We start from the raw sequence: 16,210 nt of genomic DNA on the forward strand, positions 1-16,210 counted from the left end.
AACTCCTTATTAAACCGATTTCTGATACCAGTATAAACGAGTTGGGTCGGTTTCGCCGAGCTCCCAAACATCTGTCAGCGTTAAATGATGGGCGGCACAATCTTGCTCACTGATAGCGAATTCATAACTAACTAACCAGGCCTGCTGCTGCAACCCTTGCCCAGCCTTTTCGGCGACTTTTGCCATCACTGCAGGTGATAAATAAACATAGACTAAATCAAACGCTCCCCAGTCTTGCTGCCAAAAGTCTTGGCGAACAAGCTGGATTTTAGATGCCGATTTGCCCGGGTGACGCTTTTGCCAGGTGAACAAACGCCAACGTGCAAGCCAATAGGGCAACCAAGCGGTTTCATAACCATAGAGTGTGCTGAGCACGGGGTGATCTGCCAAATTAAATAATAAGCGCCCATCACCACAACCCATATCAGCCAATCGCAATCCGCTTGCTCTGGGCGAACTTTCATCGAGCCAAATACGTAAAGCCGTAATGACATCGGTCGATGAGCGATAAAAAGGGACCTGATGCCCCGCACCATTGCGATAAACCAACCAAAGCACTAGTGCAATAACCAATCCCCAAATTGGGGCAATAGCCAGCGCAAACCAGCCATAAACGAACAAGGGGATAATCAGACTCACGCCACGCCATAAAGATTTTAGCGGCCAGCTAAACAGAGCCGCACCGAACAACCAACCTAGTAGCAACCAATGATCTGCAAAGGGCGGCTCCAGCCATTTTGATGCGATAAGCACCAAAATAAACAACCACAGGCCTGCTGCTAATTGAACCGCCAATAACCTTGCTATTACCTTAAGCTGACCCATCAACGCGCCTCAACACTTGCACCAAGTTATTCAATATTGCACCAACTTAAAATATAAAACGCAATTAAAATGCAAAACCAGCTAAAAACCCAACAAAAAAATATCGCAAATACTTGTTTTTTATTTATTTTTTTATAAAAGGCACAACAAACGCTTTTAACACGGCGAGATCTTTTTTTTAACTCCATTTTTAACCGGTTTTGATCAAAAACACCTAAAGACCGCGTTAGAAATGTTTTTTAGAGGTTACTAAGTATGAAACTTATAGTGGCAATTATCAAACCCTTCAAACTCGATGATGTGCGTGAAGCACTGCATGACATCGATGTGCACGGGATGACTGTAACAGAGGCCAAAGGTTTTGGTCGCCAAAAGGGTCACACTGAAATTTACCGTGGCGCTGAATACGCGATTGAGTTTTTACCAAAGGTTCGCCTAGAAATTGGGGTCCCCGATGACAAAGTTGAAGTCGCTATTGAAGCCATTGGCAATGCGGCACGTACTGGCAAAATCGGCGACGGCAAAATTTTTGTTATGCCTATCGAGCAAGCTGTTCGGATTCGTACCGAAGAGTCTGGCGATGTTGCGCTGTAACGCCCAATACTAAATTAGCAGAAGGAATTTTATTATGGAACAACAAGTCATCGAAGTCAGTTATGCACTCGATACCTTTTACTTCCTCATGGCCGGTGCATTGGTTATGTGGATGGCAGCAGGCTTTACTATGCTAGAAGCCGGCTTAGTGCGTAGCAAAAACACGACTGAAATCCTGGCCAAAAACATTGGTCTTTTCTCTATCGCATCATTAATGTATATGATTGTTGGTTACAACATTATGTACGGTGAAGGTGTTAATAGCATCATCCCAAGCCTAAGCTTTTTATTAGGTGGTGATAACACGCTTGAAGAAGTTGTAGCCGGCGAAGCTTATTATTCAAACCTAGCTGACTTCTTCTTCCAAGTGGTATTCGTTGCCACGGCGATGTCAATCGTGTCGGGTGCGGTTGCAGAACGTATGAAGTTGATGTCTTTCTTCGCGTTCGCAGTGGTACTGACTGCGGTCATCTACCCTGTACAAGGTTACTGGACTTGGGGTGAAGGTTTCCTTGATGAGTTAGGTTTCTCTGACTTTGCAGGTTCTGGTATTGTTCACATGGCCGGTGCCGCTGCGGCTCTAGCAGGTGTATTGGTGCTAGGCGCACGTAAAGGTAAATATGGCCCTAACGGTGAAGTCCGCGCGATTCCAGGTGCGAACATGCCACTCGCCGCACTAGGTACTTTTATCCTATGGTTGGGTTGGTTCGGCTTTAACGGTGGTTCACAGTTACAAATCACCACTGTTGAAGATGCAAACGCTGTAGCCGCGGTATTCGTAAACACGAATTTAGCTGCAGCAGCAGGTGTGATCGGTGCGATGGTGGTCTCTAAGATCCTATTCGGTAAAGTTGACTTAACCATGATCCTAAACGGTGCATTAGCAGGCCTGGTATCTATTACGGCTGAACCTTTAGAGCCATCTCCACTAGGTGCAGCAATTGTTGGCTTCATTGGTGGTGCGATTGTAGTCTTCGCTATCCTAGCCTTGGATAAGAAGTTCAAAATTGACGATCCAGTTGGTGCGATTTCAGTACACGGTGTGGTAGGTATCTGGGGTCTTATCGCAGTCGTATTCAGCAATGGCGACGCGAGCATTGTGTCTCAGCTAATCGGTATCGTGGTTATCTTCAGCTGGGTATTCCTTGCCAGCTTACTAACCTGGTTTGTAATCAAAGCGATCATGGGCGTACGCGTCACGGAAGAGCAAGAGTACGAAGGTTTAGACAAGTCTGAATGTGGTATGGAAGCTTATCCAGAGTTCAACAACAAGTAATCTAACTAGCCTTAGCCTACAAAACAGCCCCATCCTTGTGATGGGGTTTTTTTATGCTTGAATATTAACGTTAAGTATTAGGGTTTAAATTTCACAGATTACGAATTTTATATAACAACTCTAACCAGCGCATTTTTAAACTCGGCTTATATTCAATAGGATGCTTAAACTCCAACACCACCGGCTGCGTGGTAGGGTTAAATAAATCATGCTCTGGCCAAGCCATAATGTCCTCATACTCAAACCCGGTATCCAGCGCCACCAACTGCCAAGGTAACTCTTGATCGCGCTCTTTAACATGCGCACCTATAGCATCAAAGGTCACCGGCCACTTACCGGCCACAATCACCTCTTTAGTTTTGCCTGACTCCATCCAAATGCGCACCACCTCGTCCACCTGCAACAAGGTGCCATAGGGTAAAAACAAATAATTAGCCTCTAAGCTAGTTACAGAATAGTCGGTTAACGGTGGGCCTGGCGGAAACTGAAAATTACAAAAACCCTTGCCACAACAACTCATTAGAGATCCTTCCCAATTTTTCTTCTTTGGCGTATTATAGAATTAAAGCAGCAAGATTCTGTGGAGATTTTAGTATGAGCATAAATGCAACTAATACCGGTGGCGCAAACTTTTCGAGCTTCAGCCCTACCGCCGCGAGCATGACTTCGGGTTTACAAATTAACCGCGCTGCCGATAACCCTGCCGGACTTGCCGTCACCACGGACATGACCACCGAAATTATGAGCAAGTCAGTTGGGATGCGTAATGCATCAGATGGTGTATTGCTTTTGCAAACAGCCGATGGTGCAGCACAAAGCATGACGGCTAACTTGCAACGTATGTATGAGTTGTCAATTCAATCTATGAACGGCACCCTAAATCCTTCGCAACGTAACATTTTGAATAATGAGTTTCAGCAAAACCTACAAGAACTGGGTCGAATAGCAGAAACAACCCAGTTTAATGGCGTGGCGCTATTTAACGGTGAAAACCCCGACATAAACATCGAACTGGGTGATAGCTCAGCGAGTTTAACGATGCCGACGCTAAACAATGATGCCTTGGGCTTAAGCGGCCTAGATATCAGCAACCCCGCCAATGCAACGGCGACTACTGATGCCCTTAGAACCGCATTAGATACATTGAGCAGCTCACAAGCTCAATTTGGCGCACAACAAAATGGTTTATTTTCAGCCATATCCAACATGGCTACAGGGCAGCAAAATGATTATGCGAGTCGTAGCCAAATTTTAGATACCGATTTTGCGCGCGCCTCAATGAACAAAGCGCGTGAAGATGTCTTAAATCAAGCCGGGATCATGATGCTAGCCCAAAGCAACCAAGATAAGGCAAATGTGCTACAGCTTATTAGATAACTAACCCTTTGATTTTACTCGGCCTGGTCGATTTACAACTGCCTGTCTAGGCCGATCAAAATTCTGCTTGCAAAGCCACAATTCTGGCCGCATAATTCGCGATTATCCTTCTGAGCATACCATCTTGTTCAACTTACAATTAGAGTCAGAGTCTATTAATACGGCGATTGACGCCCTTGTCGATAAAGGTTGGTATTTTTGGCACAACGCTATTCCCACATCACTTTGTGATGCACTCTATTTTGAACTCCAACAACGCCAACAGGATGGTGAGTTACAGCAAGCCGGTATTGGGCGCGGTCAAGAGCATCAACTTAACCAACGTATTCGACGCGATGCCATTCACTGGCTTGAACGTCAAACACCTGCACAAGCACAATACCTCGATCTGATGCAACAGCTGCAACTCGAACTCAATCGTCAATTATTTTTGGGCTTATTTGAATACGAAGCCCATTTTGCCCTCTATTCACCAGGGGATTTTTATAAAAAACATCGTGACAGTTTTCGCGGTGCGGCCAACCGAATGGTCACCAGCGTGACTTACCTGAATCCCACTTGGCAAGCTGACTGGGGTGGTGAACTTGTTTTATATAACGAGGAAGATACGCAAGAACTTACACGACTCATGCCACAGTGTGGCGCGCTGGCGCTGTTTATGAGCGAACAATTGCCGCATGAAGTCTTACCGACACGACAACCACGTGCCAGTATTGCCGGTTGGTTTCGGTGCAACACCTCAACCCACGACCTAGTCAATCCACCAAAATAATCGACTGCGTTTTCAAATCCGCATAATCCTTCGCACCTATTTATAAACGCTTGTTATAATTAACGCTATTTTTATCAAGACACACACAAGCAGATCATGGATAAACATTTCGACCCGACAACGATTGAAGCCAAGTGGTATCAAACTTGGGAAAACGCCGGTTATTTCTCGCCTAATACCGACTCAGACAAAGCGCCCTATTGCATTATGATTCCGCCGCCGAACGTGACCGGCAGCCTGCACATGGGACATGCCTTCCAAGACACCATTATGGATACCCTGATTCGCCTCAATCGTATGCAAGGCAAACCGACCCTGTGGCAACCGGGAACGGATCACGCCGGTATCGCCACCCAAATGGTGGTTGAGCGCCAATTGGCCGCCAAAGGCTTGAGTCGCCATGATTTAGGCCGCGACAAGTTTATTGATGAAATCTGGAAATGGAAAGCCGAATCCGGCGGCACCATCACCCAACAATTACGCCGCTTGGGTGCATCGCCTGACTGGAGCCGTGAACGCTTTACCATGGACGACGGCTTATCCAACGCGGTGAAGGAAGTATTTGTGCGCTTATATGAAGAAGGCTTGATTTATCGCGGCAAACGCTTGGTCAACTGGGACCCGGTGCTCCACACCGCCGTGTCAGACTTGGAAGTTATTTCCGAAGAAGAACAAGGCAATATGTGGCATTTACGTTATCCGCTCACTAACGGTAACGGTCACCTTGTAGTCGCCACAACGCGCCCCGAAACCATGCTGGGCGACCAAGCGGTGGCGGTGCATCCTGAAGACGAGCGTTATCAGCACCTGATCGGCCAAACTATTACTTTGCCGTTAGTTGGGCGTGAGATTCCGATTATCGCCGATGACTATGTTGACCCTGCGTTTGGAACAGGTTGCGTCAAAATCACGCCCGCGCACGACTTTAACGACTATGAAATGGGCAAGCGTCATAACCTGCCGATGTTAAATGTGTTCACCCAAGACGCAGCGATTAACGAAGAAGCGCCGGAAAAATATCTAGGTCTCGACCGTTATGAAGCACGTAAACAAATCGTCGCTGATTTGGAAGCGCTCGGTCTGATGGAGAAAATCGAACCGCATAAACTGATGGTGCCACGTGGTGACCGAACACATGCGGTGATCGAGCCGATGCTGACCGACCAATGGTATGTCGCGGTGCAAGAACTAGCGAAACCGGCGATTGACGCGGTGAAAAACGGCGACATCGAATTTGTACCGAAAAACTGGGAAAACACCTATTTTGAATGGATGAACAATATTCAAGACTGGTGTATATCGCGCCAAATTTGGTGGGGACACCGCATTCCGGCTTGGTATGACGACCAAGGCGGCGTGTATGTCGGACGCGATGAAGCCGAAGTGCGCGCCAAACATAATTTAGGTGATCGTCCGTTACATCAGGATGATGATGTGTTGGATACCTGGTTCAGCTCGGCGTTATGGACGTTTTCGACGCTGGGCTGGCCGGAGCAAACACCGGAACTGGAAAAATTCCACCCGACTTCGGTCTTGGTAACCGGTTTCGACATTATTTTCTTCTGGGTCGCACGGATGATTATGATGACGCTGAAATTCACCGGCCAAGTGCCGTTTAAACAAGTCTATGTGCATGGTCTGGTGCGCGATGCCGAAGGCCAGAAGATGTCCAAATCCAAAGGCAACGTGCTTGACCCGATTGACTTGATTGACGGCATTGATTTGGAAAGCCTGGTAAATAAACGCACCTACGGCATGATGCAACCGGAAAAAGCCGCCAAAATTGAAAAAGACACCCGCAAACAATTTGCCGACGGTATTCCCGCATTTGGCACCGATGCGATGCGTTTCACCTTTGCCTCGCTCGCCTCAACCGGACGCGATATACGGTTTGACCTCAATCGTTGTGAAGGCTACCGCAACTTCTGCAATAAATTGTGGAACGCCACCCGTTATGTCTTAATGAACACCCAAGGGTTTGATACCGGGGTCGATGAAAGCCAACCGATTGAGTTATCCTTGGCAGATCGTTGGATCGTATCGCGCCTACAAACGCTAGAAACCGAAGTGGTACGCCATTTTGAACAATACCGTTTTGATATGGCGGCGAATTTATTGTATGAGTTTACCTGGAACGAATACTGCGATTGGTATTTAGAGCTGGCGAAACCGATTCTTAACAAAGACTCGTCCGATGCGGCCAAACGCGGTACGCGCCAAACCCTGGTTCGCGTGTTGGAAACCTTGTTGCGTTTATTGCATCCGGTGATGCCTTATATCACCGAAGAGGCTTGGCAGTCGGTCGCGCCCTTGGCCGGTAAACAGGGCGACACGATCATGTTGCAACTTTACCCGGAAGCAGACGACAGCAAAATCGACAGCACCGCCGAAGCCGAATTGGACTGGGTGAAACAATTTATTATGGGTGTGCGTCGTATCCGTTCGGAAATGGATATTGCACCGGGCAAACCCCTGCCGGTATTACTCAGCAAAGTATCGGCGCAAGACCAGGCCTGGTTAGATAACAACCGTCTGTTCTTAATGACACTAGCGAAGCTTGAATCCATTGAAGTCTTAGCCAATGAAACTGATGCGCCGGAATCTGCTATGTCACTGGTTGGCGAGATGAATATTTTGATCCCCATGGCCGGTTTAATTGACAAGGATGCGGAACTCGCCCGCTTGGATAAAGAAATCAGCAAACTGAAAGCCGAATTTGAACGTTTGAACGCTAAACTGAGCAATGAAAGTTTTGTCGCACGCGCACCGGAAGAAGTGGTTGCCAAAGAGCGTGACAAACTTGCTGACATTCAATCGGCCTTAACTAACTTGGAGCAACAACATGACAAAATTACTGCGCTTTAAGCGCCAAACCCTTGGCATACTGCTTGTTGCAGGTAGTTTAAACCTTGGCATGATGACCAGTAGTACTGCCTTTGCACAAGAATTCACCCACTATGTCAGTGATAACGTTGAACAACCGATTAGACGCGGTGCCGGTGTTGAATTTCGGATTGAACGGATGTTGCCGCCCGGTACGCCGTTAAAAGTACTCGAAACGCGTGATGGTTGGTCACGGGTTGAAGCCAACTATAACAATCGTGTATCACAAGGTTGGATCCACCAGGTTTCTATTCAGAATCAACCACCTGCTCGTACACTGCTCAATGAACAACGTGCTCGCTTCAATGAGCTTGAAACCCGTTTTAATGAACAAACCAACGATTATGAGCAGTTAAAAATTAACCATGATGAAGTGGTTAGCGAGTTAACCGAGCTGAAACAAGCCCACTTTGAAGCGCGCCGTGAATTAGAGCAAATCCGACAAATTTCTGGACAAGCCGTTGATTTAGATCAGCAAAATCGCGAAATGCGTCAAATCATTAATGAACTAGAAGCGCAGCAGGTGATTATGCGCCAACAAATTGCCCAAGCGGGTGATGCGGTCAAACGCCAATGGTTTTTAACCGGTGCTGGCGTACTGTTATTAGGTTTATTATTGGGCCGCTTCTTTAGAATCCCGAAACGTCGCAGCAGTTGGGATAGCGTTTAAACGCGTTTAAGCGTGCTACCGCACTAACAAAAAAGGCATTGCAACCGCAATGCCTTTTTTATATCAATACGACTAACTTTATTAGCCAATCTGAGCTTAAATCAGTTTTGCAATAATGCCGGAATTAACTCTTCCGCAGGGACAAAACCGGGCACCATTTGGCCATCATCAATAATCATCGTCGGCGTGCCCGATACATTAAAGAATTGGGCCGCTTGGAAGTGCGACATCACCGGGTTTTCACAACGCTTAGTTTCAGGATCTAAACCATTTTTAGCGTCATCCATAGCCTTAACCGGGTTGGCACTACACCAAACCGACTCCATTTTAGTAAAGCTTGGCGTACCTGGGCCAGAGCGTGGAAACGCCAAATAACGCACTTCAATGCCGGCGTCATTTAACTTGGCCACTTGGTTATGGAAACGCTTACAAAACGGGCAATCAATATCGGTAAAAACAGTAATTTGACGCTTGGTCTCACCCTTCGCTTTAAAAATAATCATCGAATTGGGGTCAATCGCATTCAACGCATCTAACCGAGCCTGTTCTAAGCGCTGCTCTGTTAGATTGACACCCTGCTCTAGGTTAATCAAGTTACCGTTAAACAAATGTTTCCCATCAGCGGTCATATAAAACACGGTTACACCCAGCACCACTTGGTACATTCCCGGCACGACGGTTTCTTGAATATCTGCCGCCGGTGCGCCTGGTGCCATTTGCGATAATACTTGCTGAATACGTTGTTTGTCTGCCATGGCGGGCATCATCGCACTCGCGCCCATCAGTGCCGCCAATGCCAAGGTTTGAATCGGTTTAATCATAGTCTGTCCTCTAATCCGGCTATCCGCGCGGATGATGTTGTTGATGAAGCTGTTTGAGTCGCGCTTTAGCGACATGGGTATAAATTTGGGTAGTAGATAAATCGCTGTGTCCAAGCAGTAACTGCACACTGCGTAAATCCGCTCCATGATTAATTAAATGCGTCGCAAAGGCATGCCGCAACCCATGGGGTGATAGTGTACCAGTGAGACCCGCCTGTTGCGCAAGATTATGGATACGATGCCACAATGTTTGTCGTGTCATCGGGCGACCGATTCGTGAAACAAACACCTCATCCAGCACGGCGCCCGGTTTAAGCAGGCCTGGTCGGGCACGCGCTAAATACTGCGACAACCAATCCTGCGCCCACTCACCTAGCGGAATAATCCGTTGTTTATTGCCCTTCCCCACCACCATCAGCAGGCCTGCTGCTAAATCCACCTGTGCAATCGGCAAGCTAACGACCTCAGATACTCGTAAACCAGTTGCATACATCAGCTCTAAAATAGCACGATCGCGCAACCCTAACGCTGTGCTGACATCCGGTGCGGCCAGTAACGCATCAATATTTTGCTCTGACAACACCTTAGGAATCGCTTTTAAACGTTTGGGGGCTTGCAACTGTTGTGCTGGATGCACCGACAACCAGGCCTGGTGCAGAGCAAACTTATACAGACGCTTGATAGCCGCCAAGCGTCGGGCAAGCGTTTGCGGTTTAGCTTCTGCCGATAACCCCGCTAAATACTGACGAATATCAGCCTCTTGCCAAGTTAGCCAAGCAGCGGATGTCAAGGCTGTTTCACCGCCAGTCCGCAGCACAAAATCACGTAAGTCACGCTGATAAGCCTGTTGTGTTGCACGGCTTAAACCTTGCGCAAGATGCAAATAACGCATAAAGGCGGCTAAGGCTTGATCAAATGGCATAAGAGACCCACCCCTCTCCAAATTAACGCAGTATAAAACAAAAAACCCCGGTTAGCAGGCCTGCTGTTAACCGGGGTTGATCTGTCATCACCAACAGAGCATATTGTTCAAGACTTAAGCCTTCGACAATAACTCTTTTTCAATTTTGGCCATATCCGTTAACTCTGGCGGAGACGGATAATAGGTCTGCCAAATAAAGTACATCAACGGAATAACAAACAAGGTCAAGACCGTCGATGAAATCACCCCAAAGATTAAGCTGATCGCCAAACCACCAAATACGGGGTCTGGAATCATCACAATCGAGGCAAAAATAATCGTCAAGGCCGTTAGGATAATCGCTTTGGCACGCACTTTACCGGCCTCGATTACCGAGTCACGCAAGGACATCCCTTCTCGTTGATATTCCAGCGTAAAATCGATCAACAGCAGCGAGTTACGCACCACAATCCCCGCTAAAGCAATCACCCCAATCATTGAGGTCGCAGTAAAGGCCTGACCTAGCAACCAATGCCCTGGGAAAACCCCAATCATTGTCAAGGGAATCGCGCCCATCACAATAAACGGCAACATAAACGAGCGATAGTAGCCCACCAAAATCAGATAGATAAACACTAACGCCACCATAAACGCACTCCCCATATCGCGGAATACGTCCAGGGTGAGGCGCATTTCGCCACCCCATAATAAGGTGTAATCCATCACACCTTTCGGTTGTGCCTCAATAAAGCCTAGGTTGGCAGTTTGGAAGGTCACGCCTGATTCCGGCAAAGTGACATTGTCGAGCATTTTATCGAGCGTCAGTACGGCATACACCGGACTAGAGCGCAAAAGTTCACCACTCACCATGGTCATTGAATGCTGATCACGACCCATAATCGGTTTCGCCAAAATACGCTCTTCGATCGTGGCAATCGCTGATAACGGAACCGCCTCACCTGAGAAGGAATTAACCCGCAAGGTTAACAACTGCTCCGGTACGGTACGTTCCGCACGAGGTAAACGCACTACAATATTGACCGGTTCACGGACGTTGTCATAGTGCATATAGCCAAGATTAAAACCGCTCACATAATCACGCAACATTTTGCTGACATTGGCCGGTGCAATGCCTAGCAAGTTGGCTTTTTCACGGTCGATATTAATTTCATAACTCAAGACGTCATCGGTCACCGAGTTATCCACGTTAATCATGCCGTAAATTTCAGTGAACTTGACACTGATTTCATTCGCAGCATCGCGTAACTTGTCATAATCTGGCCCGTAAAGTTCCGCCAAAATCTGTGCTGTCACCGGTGGGCCCGGTGGCGTTTCATAGATTTTCACCTTCGCTTCAGGGAAATCCTGACGCACCATGGCAAAGCGATCATAAAGCAACTGAGCGATTTCATGCGAACTTAAGGAACGGCGTTCTTTTTCCAGCAAATTCACCCGAATTTGCGCAAAATTCTCACCCTGCTTAATTAAATCACCCCGCACCAGCGCGGCAAAATCAATCGGCGCCGGCATGCCTAAATAGACGCTATAGTCAGTGACATAGTCGGTTCGACCAATAATATCACCCACAAAACGTACCACACGGTCGGTCGCTTCGGTTGCTGTGCCCGATGGCATATCGACCTGCACCAAGAAGGTGTCAGTGTTGTCAAACGGTAACATTTTGACTTCCACACCTAAAGGATGCAGCGGGTTATTCATACCATCTTCGCGCAAGAACTGTACCGCTGGCTGGAACATCGCTGCAAACAAACTTATTAACACCACAAACAAGAAGATATTCCGCTTGGTGCGACTGGCAATCATCGGTGCCAAAATTTTGACATAGCCGCGTTGTAGCCAGTCCTCTTTTTGCGGGTGATGTGACTGAATACTATCGGTCTCGGCCATTTTCTTAATAGCGTTTTTACCCAACCAGCGATAAGCCGCATAAGGTACCAACATATAGGCAATCAATAATGATGCAATCATCGCCACCGGTACGTTAAATGGAATCGGTGCCATAAAGGGCCCCATCATCCCGGTCACAAACAACATCGGAATAAAGGCCAAAATAACCGCAAGTGTTGCCACGTTGGTCGGATTACCAATTTCGTTGGTCGCCTTAATCAGTAACTGATCAAAGGTTTTTGGATCGACGCCATGCCGTACATGGCGGTGGATATTCTCCACCACCACAATCGCCGCATCGACCAATAGCCCCAGCGATAAAATCAGTGCAAACAGGGTAATTCGGTTAAGCGTTTGACCAAAAATATAACCGACAATCAGCACCACAAACAAAATCAATGGCACCGTCAAGGTCACAATCAACGCCTCGCGCCATCCCAGTGACACCATCAAGATAATCACCACCGCGATAATCGCGATAATCAAACTTTCCACTAACACGTTAACCGCTTTATCGGCCATATCTCCATCATTGCGAGTCACCACCACCTGCACATCAGCGGGTAGCATGGCGGTTTGCAAGCTATTAAACTTTGCCATCACCGCATTAGATACCGTTACCGCGTTAGTGCCAGGCTTTTTCGCTATCGAAATAGTCACCGCTGGTAATTCGCCACGCAGCCCTAATGAACTGGCTGGACCAAACCCAATACGCGTATGGATTTCATCTTCTAACGGCCCTTCTTCAATCGTGGCAATGTCACGTAAAAATATCGGTTGGCCTTTATCGGCGCCAATAATAATGTCACCCACTTCTTGCGCACTGCCTAAATAGCCGTTCACTCTAATCGGGTGACTGCGGTTATTGTTAACCAGGTTACCCACTGGCATTGAAACGTTAGACCCCATCAGCATGTCGCTAATGTCTTCTAACGACAAACCGGTCATGGCAATTTTTTGTGAATCCAACCACACATTAACCGCACGCTCTTTACCGCCCAATACTTCGGTAAACGACACCCCCGGCACATTGCGCAGCTGCTCAACCAGTTTTAAACTGACATCGCGTAAATCAAACCCATCCATTCGCTCAGAGGTAAGGGTCAGGGTTAATATCGGCACATCATCGACATTAATTGGCTTGATAATTGGCTGCTGGGTCGCTGGCGGCATCCGATCCATATTTTGCATCACCTGGTTATAGACTTTAACCAAGCTATCAATCTGGTCTTCACCCACCTTAAACTGAACGGTCACCACCCCAAAATCACTGGTAGCATAACCAAAAGTGTTTTCCACCCCGGGTAGCGCATTCATAATCGCTTCCAGCGGTTTGACCACCATGTTATTCACTTCTTCTGGTGTCGCGCCGGCTTTCGGCACCATGATATTGGCCGCAGGCACTACAATTTGTGGATTATATTCACGCGGCGTCATAAACAATGATAATAGACCCGCCAACATAATGGCGATCATAATCATCATGGTAATTTTAGAATGGATAAACATCTTCGCGAGTTTCCCCGCGCTGTTGAGTTGCAGGTCATCCTGCCCCATCTTGTTTTGAGGATTTTGAGAATCTGCCATTATTCAACGCGCTCCAGCATCGCTGTTTGAGTCACTACACGATCACCATTGACCAGGGTTTGATTGTTACTCACCACAATCACTTCACCCATATCTAGGCCTGCTTGTACTTCAACATCCGCGCCTTTTTGCGCGCCTAAACGCACCATACGGAACTGCACCCGCGCATCATCCGTAACCACAAATACACCTTCAATACCGGCGCGATTAACGACGGCCGCTTGTGGAATCATAATCGCTTGGCGCTCGCCACGAATAAAACTAATGCGAGCAAAGGTACCCGAGTTAACATTATCCACCACCGGCAAGCTTAATTTGGTGGTATGACCACGAGTACGCGGATTCGCTGCCGCTACTAATGAATAAATCTCACCTTCTAGCACTTGGCTAACGCCATCTACCTGAATTAGCGCCTTATCACCCACTTTAATCGCCGCAAATAAATCTTGTGACACTTCAGTTTGTACGCTTAATGAACGCAAGTTTTCAATCACCACAATCGGATTACCCGGCGCCGCTAAATCACCCGCTACCGCTAACTTTTGCACTATCACACCATCAAAAGGCGCTCTAACATTAGCATAGGTCAACTGTGCTTCCGCTTGCTCTAAACCGGCACGGGCCGCTGCAAGGTTTTCTTGCGCCACGTTATATTGCAAACGCACGCCATCAAACTGCTGACGAGATACCGATTCTTCACGTAATAATTGACTGAAACGATCAAAATCGGCCCGTGCATTTTCCAACGCCGCTTGAGCTTGTTGAAACGCTGCACGCGCTTGCGAAATCTGGCTGTTAATATCTTGTGGATCAATGGTAAACAGCAGATCACCACGCTTAACGTGATCCCCTAACTGCACCGGTAATGTCTGAATATTACCCATTAAACGCGAAGCAATGCGAGCTTGCTGGTCCGGCACCACCGAACCCGGCACATTCACCAATACCGGTACGGTGCCTAACTGCACTTGAGTCACCGTCACTTCATGGGTATTAACGGCATCATTTTGCGCACCGGCTGGGGTTGGCTCATCACTACATCCGCTTAAGCCAAGCGACATTGCTAGCAGGCCTGCTAAAGCCAAAGAATAACTTTTCATTTATGGGTTCTCCAAACTCAAATCGTCTAAATTCATTAAGCCGGTTGCTAAACGTAACCGTGCTTTTTGTAGGTTAATGGCATACTGCGAATTGACCAGCTCAGCCCGGGCTTTATCTAATTGCGCTTGGCTCGCCAATACTTCAGTCATGGTTGCGATACCGGTTTCATAACGACGCGCAACCAGTTCTTGTGCTTCAGTCGCAAAACGTTCAGCTGCTTCGTTCGCGGCCAGTTTTTTCAACTCATTTTGGTATTGACGCCAGGCTTGTAACACCTGCATTCTGACTTCCAACTCGTGGCTACGTAACTGCGCTTGTTCTTCGCGCAGTTTGGCATTGACCTGATCAACACTGCGCTGGGTAAAGCCAAAATCATAAAAAGTCCAGGTCGCCATCGCGCCAATGGTATAAGACTGGGCACTGAATCCTAACCGGTCATCATTCCACTCACTGCGCGCTAGCATATTAATTTGTGGATACAAATCGGCACGGGCTACGCCGACCGCTGCTTGCTGGGCCAACAGGGCCCGACGCTTAGCTTGCAACTGCGGGTTATTTAATAAGGCTTGATTAAGCAGGCTATCCAAATTGTCCGACGGCAACACCACCGCAACACGCGCCCCCACATCCAGCGGCGCATTAGGCGCCAAGCCCATTAACATCCGCAAGCCATCTAATGCCATTTGCTCTTGGTTTTGTGCTTGTTCGAGTAACACCGAAATCTCTGCCGCATTCGCCTGCGCACTGAGTAATTCTGAACGCACCACGACACCCTGATTGACAAGGTTTTGAGTGGTATTCACATAGGCTTGCGCCGCCGTTAGAGCTTGTTGTGCGACTTCAATAAAGCGCCGAGCAGCATGAACGCCCTCATAGGCTTCATAGACATAATAGGTGAGCATTTGCTGAACAGCGACATCGCCTTGCTGTGCGGCTGCTAACATGGCTTCAGCTTGTTGTTGGAAGTGCGCAATCCGCCCCCCATTCCAAATCGGTAACTGCATTTCAACTGCGGTATTAAAATTGGTGTAGGGATCGGGGTTGTTCAGATCGTCGGGTTTAAGCCCTGGGTTAGGATTAGTAGGATCAAACTGCCTAAACCCAAAATCACCAAAAGTGGCATTTTTTTGCTGCAACTTCATTCCAAACACATTGAGTGGATTGTTACTATGGGTTACCCCAAAAGACAAATTAAATCGCGGCATACGGCCATGTTCCGCCTGACTCACCGCCGCCTGAGCCTGCTCAATTTGCGCCGCTGTCACATCCCGTTGCGGGTTTTGCGACAGGGTTTGGGTCACACTCTCCGTGAACTCAACGGTTTGCGCCAGCACCGCACCCGAAAAAATACAGCCTAACGCCACAGCCAAAATACGAGGCTTCATGTTCGTTTTCCTTGTAAAAAAATAAACTTATTTGCTTAAGCATACGCAGCTTCAAGGGCTACAGCAAACGCATTAATATATTAGAAAATTCTAATATTATAATTCAATAA

General features: G+C 47.6%; 13 protein-coding genes. 6 read left to right on the plus strand and 7 right to left on the minus strand.

What is annotated here, in order from left to right:
• Positions 1-9: 9 nt before the first annotated feature.
• Complete coding sequence (locus tag THIAE_RS08750; protein ID WP_006460902.1) at positions 10-825, minus strand: class I SAM-dependent methyltransferase; 816 nt, start codon at positions 823-825, stop codon at positions 10-12.
• Positions 826-1,080: 255 nt separating this feature from the next.
• Between THIAE_RS08750 and THIAE_RS08755 the strand changes: the two genes are divergently transcribed.
• The gene (locus THIAE_RS08755; RefSeq protein ID WP_006460901.1) at positions 1,081-1,419 is read left to right on the plus strand and encodes a P-II family nitrogen regulator; all 339 of its coding nucleotides are present in this window, start codon (positions 1,081-1,083) and stop codon (positions 1,417-1,419) included.
• 34 nt (positions 1,420-1,453) lie between these two features.
• Complete coding sequence (locus THIAE_RS08760) at positions 1,454-2,695, plus strand: ammonium transporter (RefSeq protein WP_006460900.1); 1,242 nt, start codon at positions 1,454-1,456, stop codon at positions 2,693-2,695.
• Between the two features lie 91 nt (positions 2,696-2,786).
• Here THIAE_RS08760 and THIAE_RS08765 read toward each other — a convergent pair whose 3' ends face one another.
• Entirely contained in the window at positions 2,787-3,215 is a 429-nt protein-coding gene (locus THIAE_RS08765; protein WP_006460899.1) for a hypothetical protein, read from the minus strand.
• Between the two features lie 74 nt (positions 3,216-3,289).
• On the opposite strand from THIAE_RS08765, the gene THIAE_RS08770 reads away from it, so the two are divergent.
• From THIAE_RS08770 to THIAE_RS08785, 4 genes are all read left to right on the plus strand, one after another.
• Positions 3,290-4,072, plus strand: a complete 783-nt coding sequence (locus tag THIAE_RS08770; RefSeq protein ID WP_006460898.1) for a flagellin N-terminal helical domain-containing protein — start codon at positions 3,290-3,292, stop codon at positions 4,070-4,072.
• A gap of 124 nt (positions 4,073-4,196) precedes the next feature.
• The gene (locus THIAE_RS08775; protein WP_006460897.1) at positions 4,197-4,844 is read left to right on the plus strand and encodes a 2OG-Fe(II) oxygenase; all 648 of its coding nucleotides are present in this window, start codon (positions 4,197-4,199) and stop codon (positions 4,842-4,844) included.
• A 96-nt stretch (positions 4,845-4,940) separates the two neighbouring features.
• Complete coding sequence (locus THIAE_RS08780) at positions 4,941-7,709, plus strand: valine--tRNA ligase (RefSeq protein ID WP_006460896.1); 2,769 nt, start codon at positions 4,941-4,943, stop codon at positions 7,707-7,709.
• Positions 7,687-8,397 (plus strand): TIGR04211 family SH3 domain-containing protein, encoded by a 711-nt coding sequence (locus THIAE_RS08785; protein WP_006460895.1) that lies wholly within the window; start codon positions 7,687-7,689, stop codon positions 8,395-8,397. The genes THIAE_RS08780 and THIAE_RS08785 overlap by 23 nt, the downstream gene beginning before the upstream one ends.
• Before the next feature lie 101 nt (positions 8,398-8,498).
• Here THIAE_RS08785 and THIAE_RS08790 read toward each other — a convergent pair whose 3' ends face one another.
• The 5 genes from THIAE_RS08790 to THIAE_RS08810 form a co-directional block, all read right to left on the minus strand.
• Positions 8,499-9,218: a DsbC family protein gene (locus THIAE_RS08790; RefSeq protein ID WP_006460894.1), complete on the minus strand. Its 720-nt coding sequence runs from the start codon at positions 9,216-9,218 to the stop codon at positions 8,499-8,501.
• A 19-nt stretch (positions 9,219-9,237) separates the two neighbouring features.
• Entirely contained in the window at positions 9,238-10,140 is a 903-nt protein-coding gene (xerD, locus tag THIAE_RS08795; protein ID WP_006460893.1) for a site-specific tyrosine recombinase XerD, read from the minus strand.
• 114 nt (positions 10,141-10,254) lie between these two features.
• Positions 10,255-13,614 (minus strand): efflux RND transporter permease subunit, encoded by a 3,360-nt coding sequence (locus THIAE_RS08800; RefSeq protein WP_006460892.1) that lies wholly within the window; start codon positions 13,612-13,614, stop codon positions 10,255-10,257.
• The gene (locus THIAE_RS08805; RefSeq protein ID WP_006460891.1) at positions 13,614-14,714 is read right to left on the minus strand and encodes an efflux RND transporter periplasmic adaptor subunit; all 1,101 of its coding nucleotides are present in this window, start codon (positions 14,712-14,714) and stop codon (positions 13,614-13,616) included. The genes THIAE_RS08800 and THIAE_RS08805 overlap by 1 nt, the downstream gene beginning before the upstream one ends.
• Entirely contained in the window at positions 14,715-16,100 is a 1,386-nt protein-coding gene (locus THIAE_RS08810; protein ID WP_006460890.1) for a TolC family protein, read from the minus strand.
• Positions 16,101-16,210: the final 110 nt, after the last annotated feature.

This window comes from Thiomicrospira aerophila AL3, assembly GCF_000227665.2.
Taxonomy (GTDB): Bacteria; Pseudomonadota; Gammaproteobacteria; order Thiomicrospirales; family Thiomicrospiraceae; genus Thiomicrospira; species Thiomicrospira aerophila.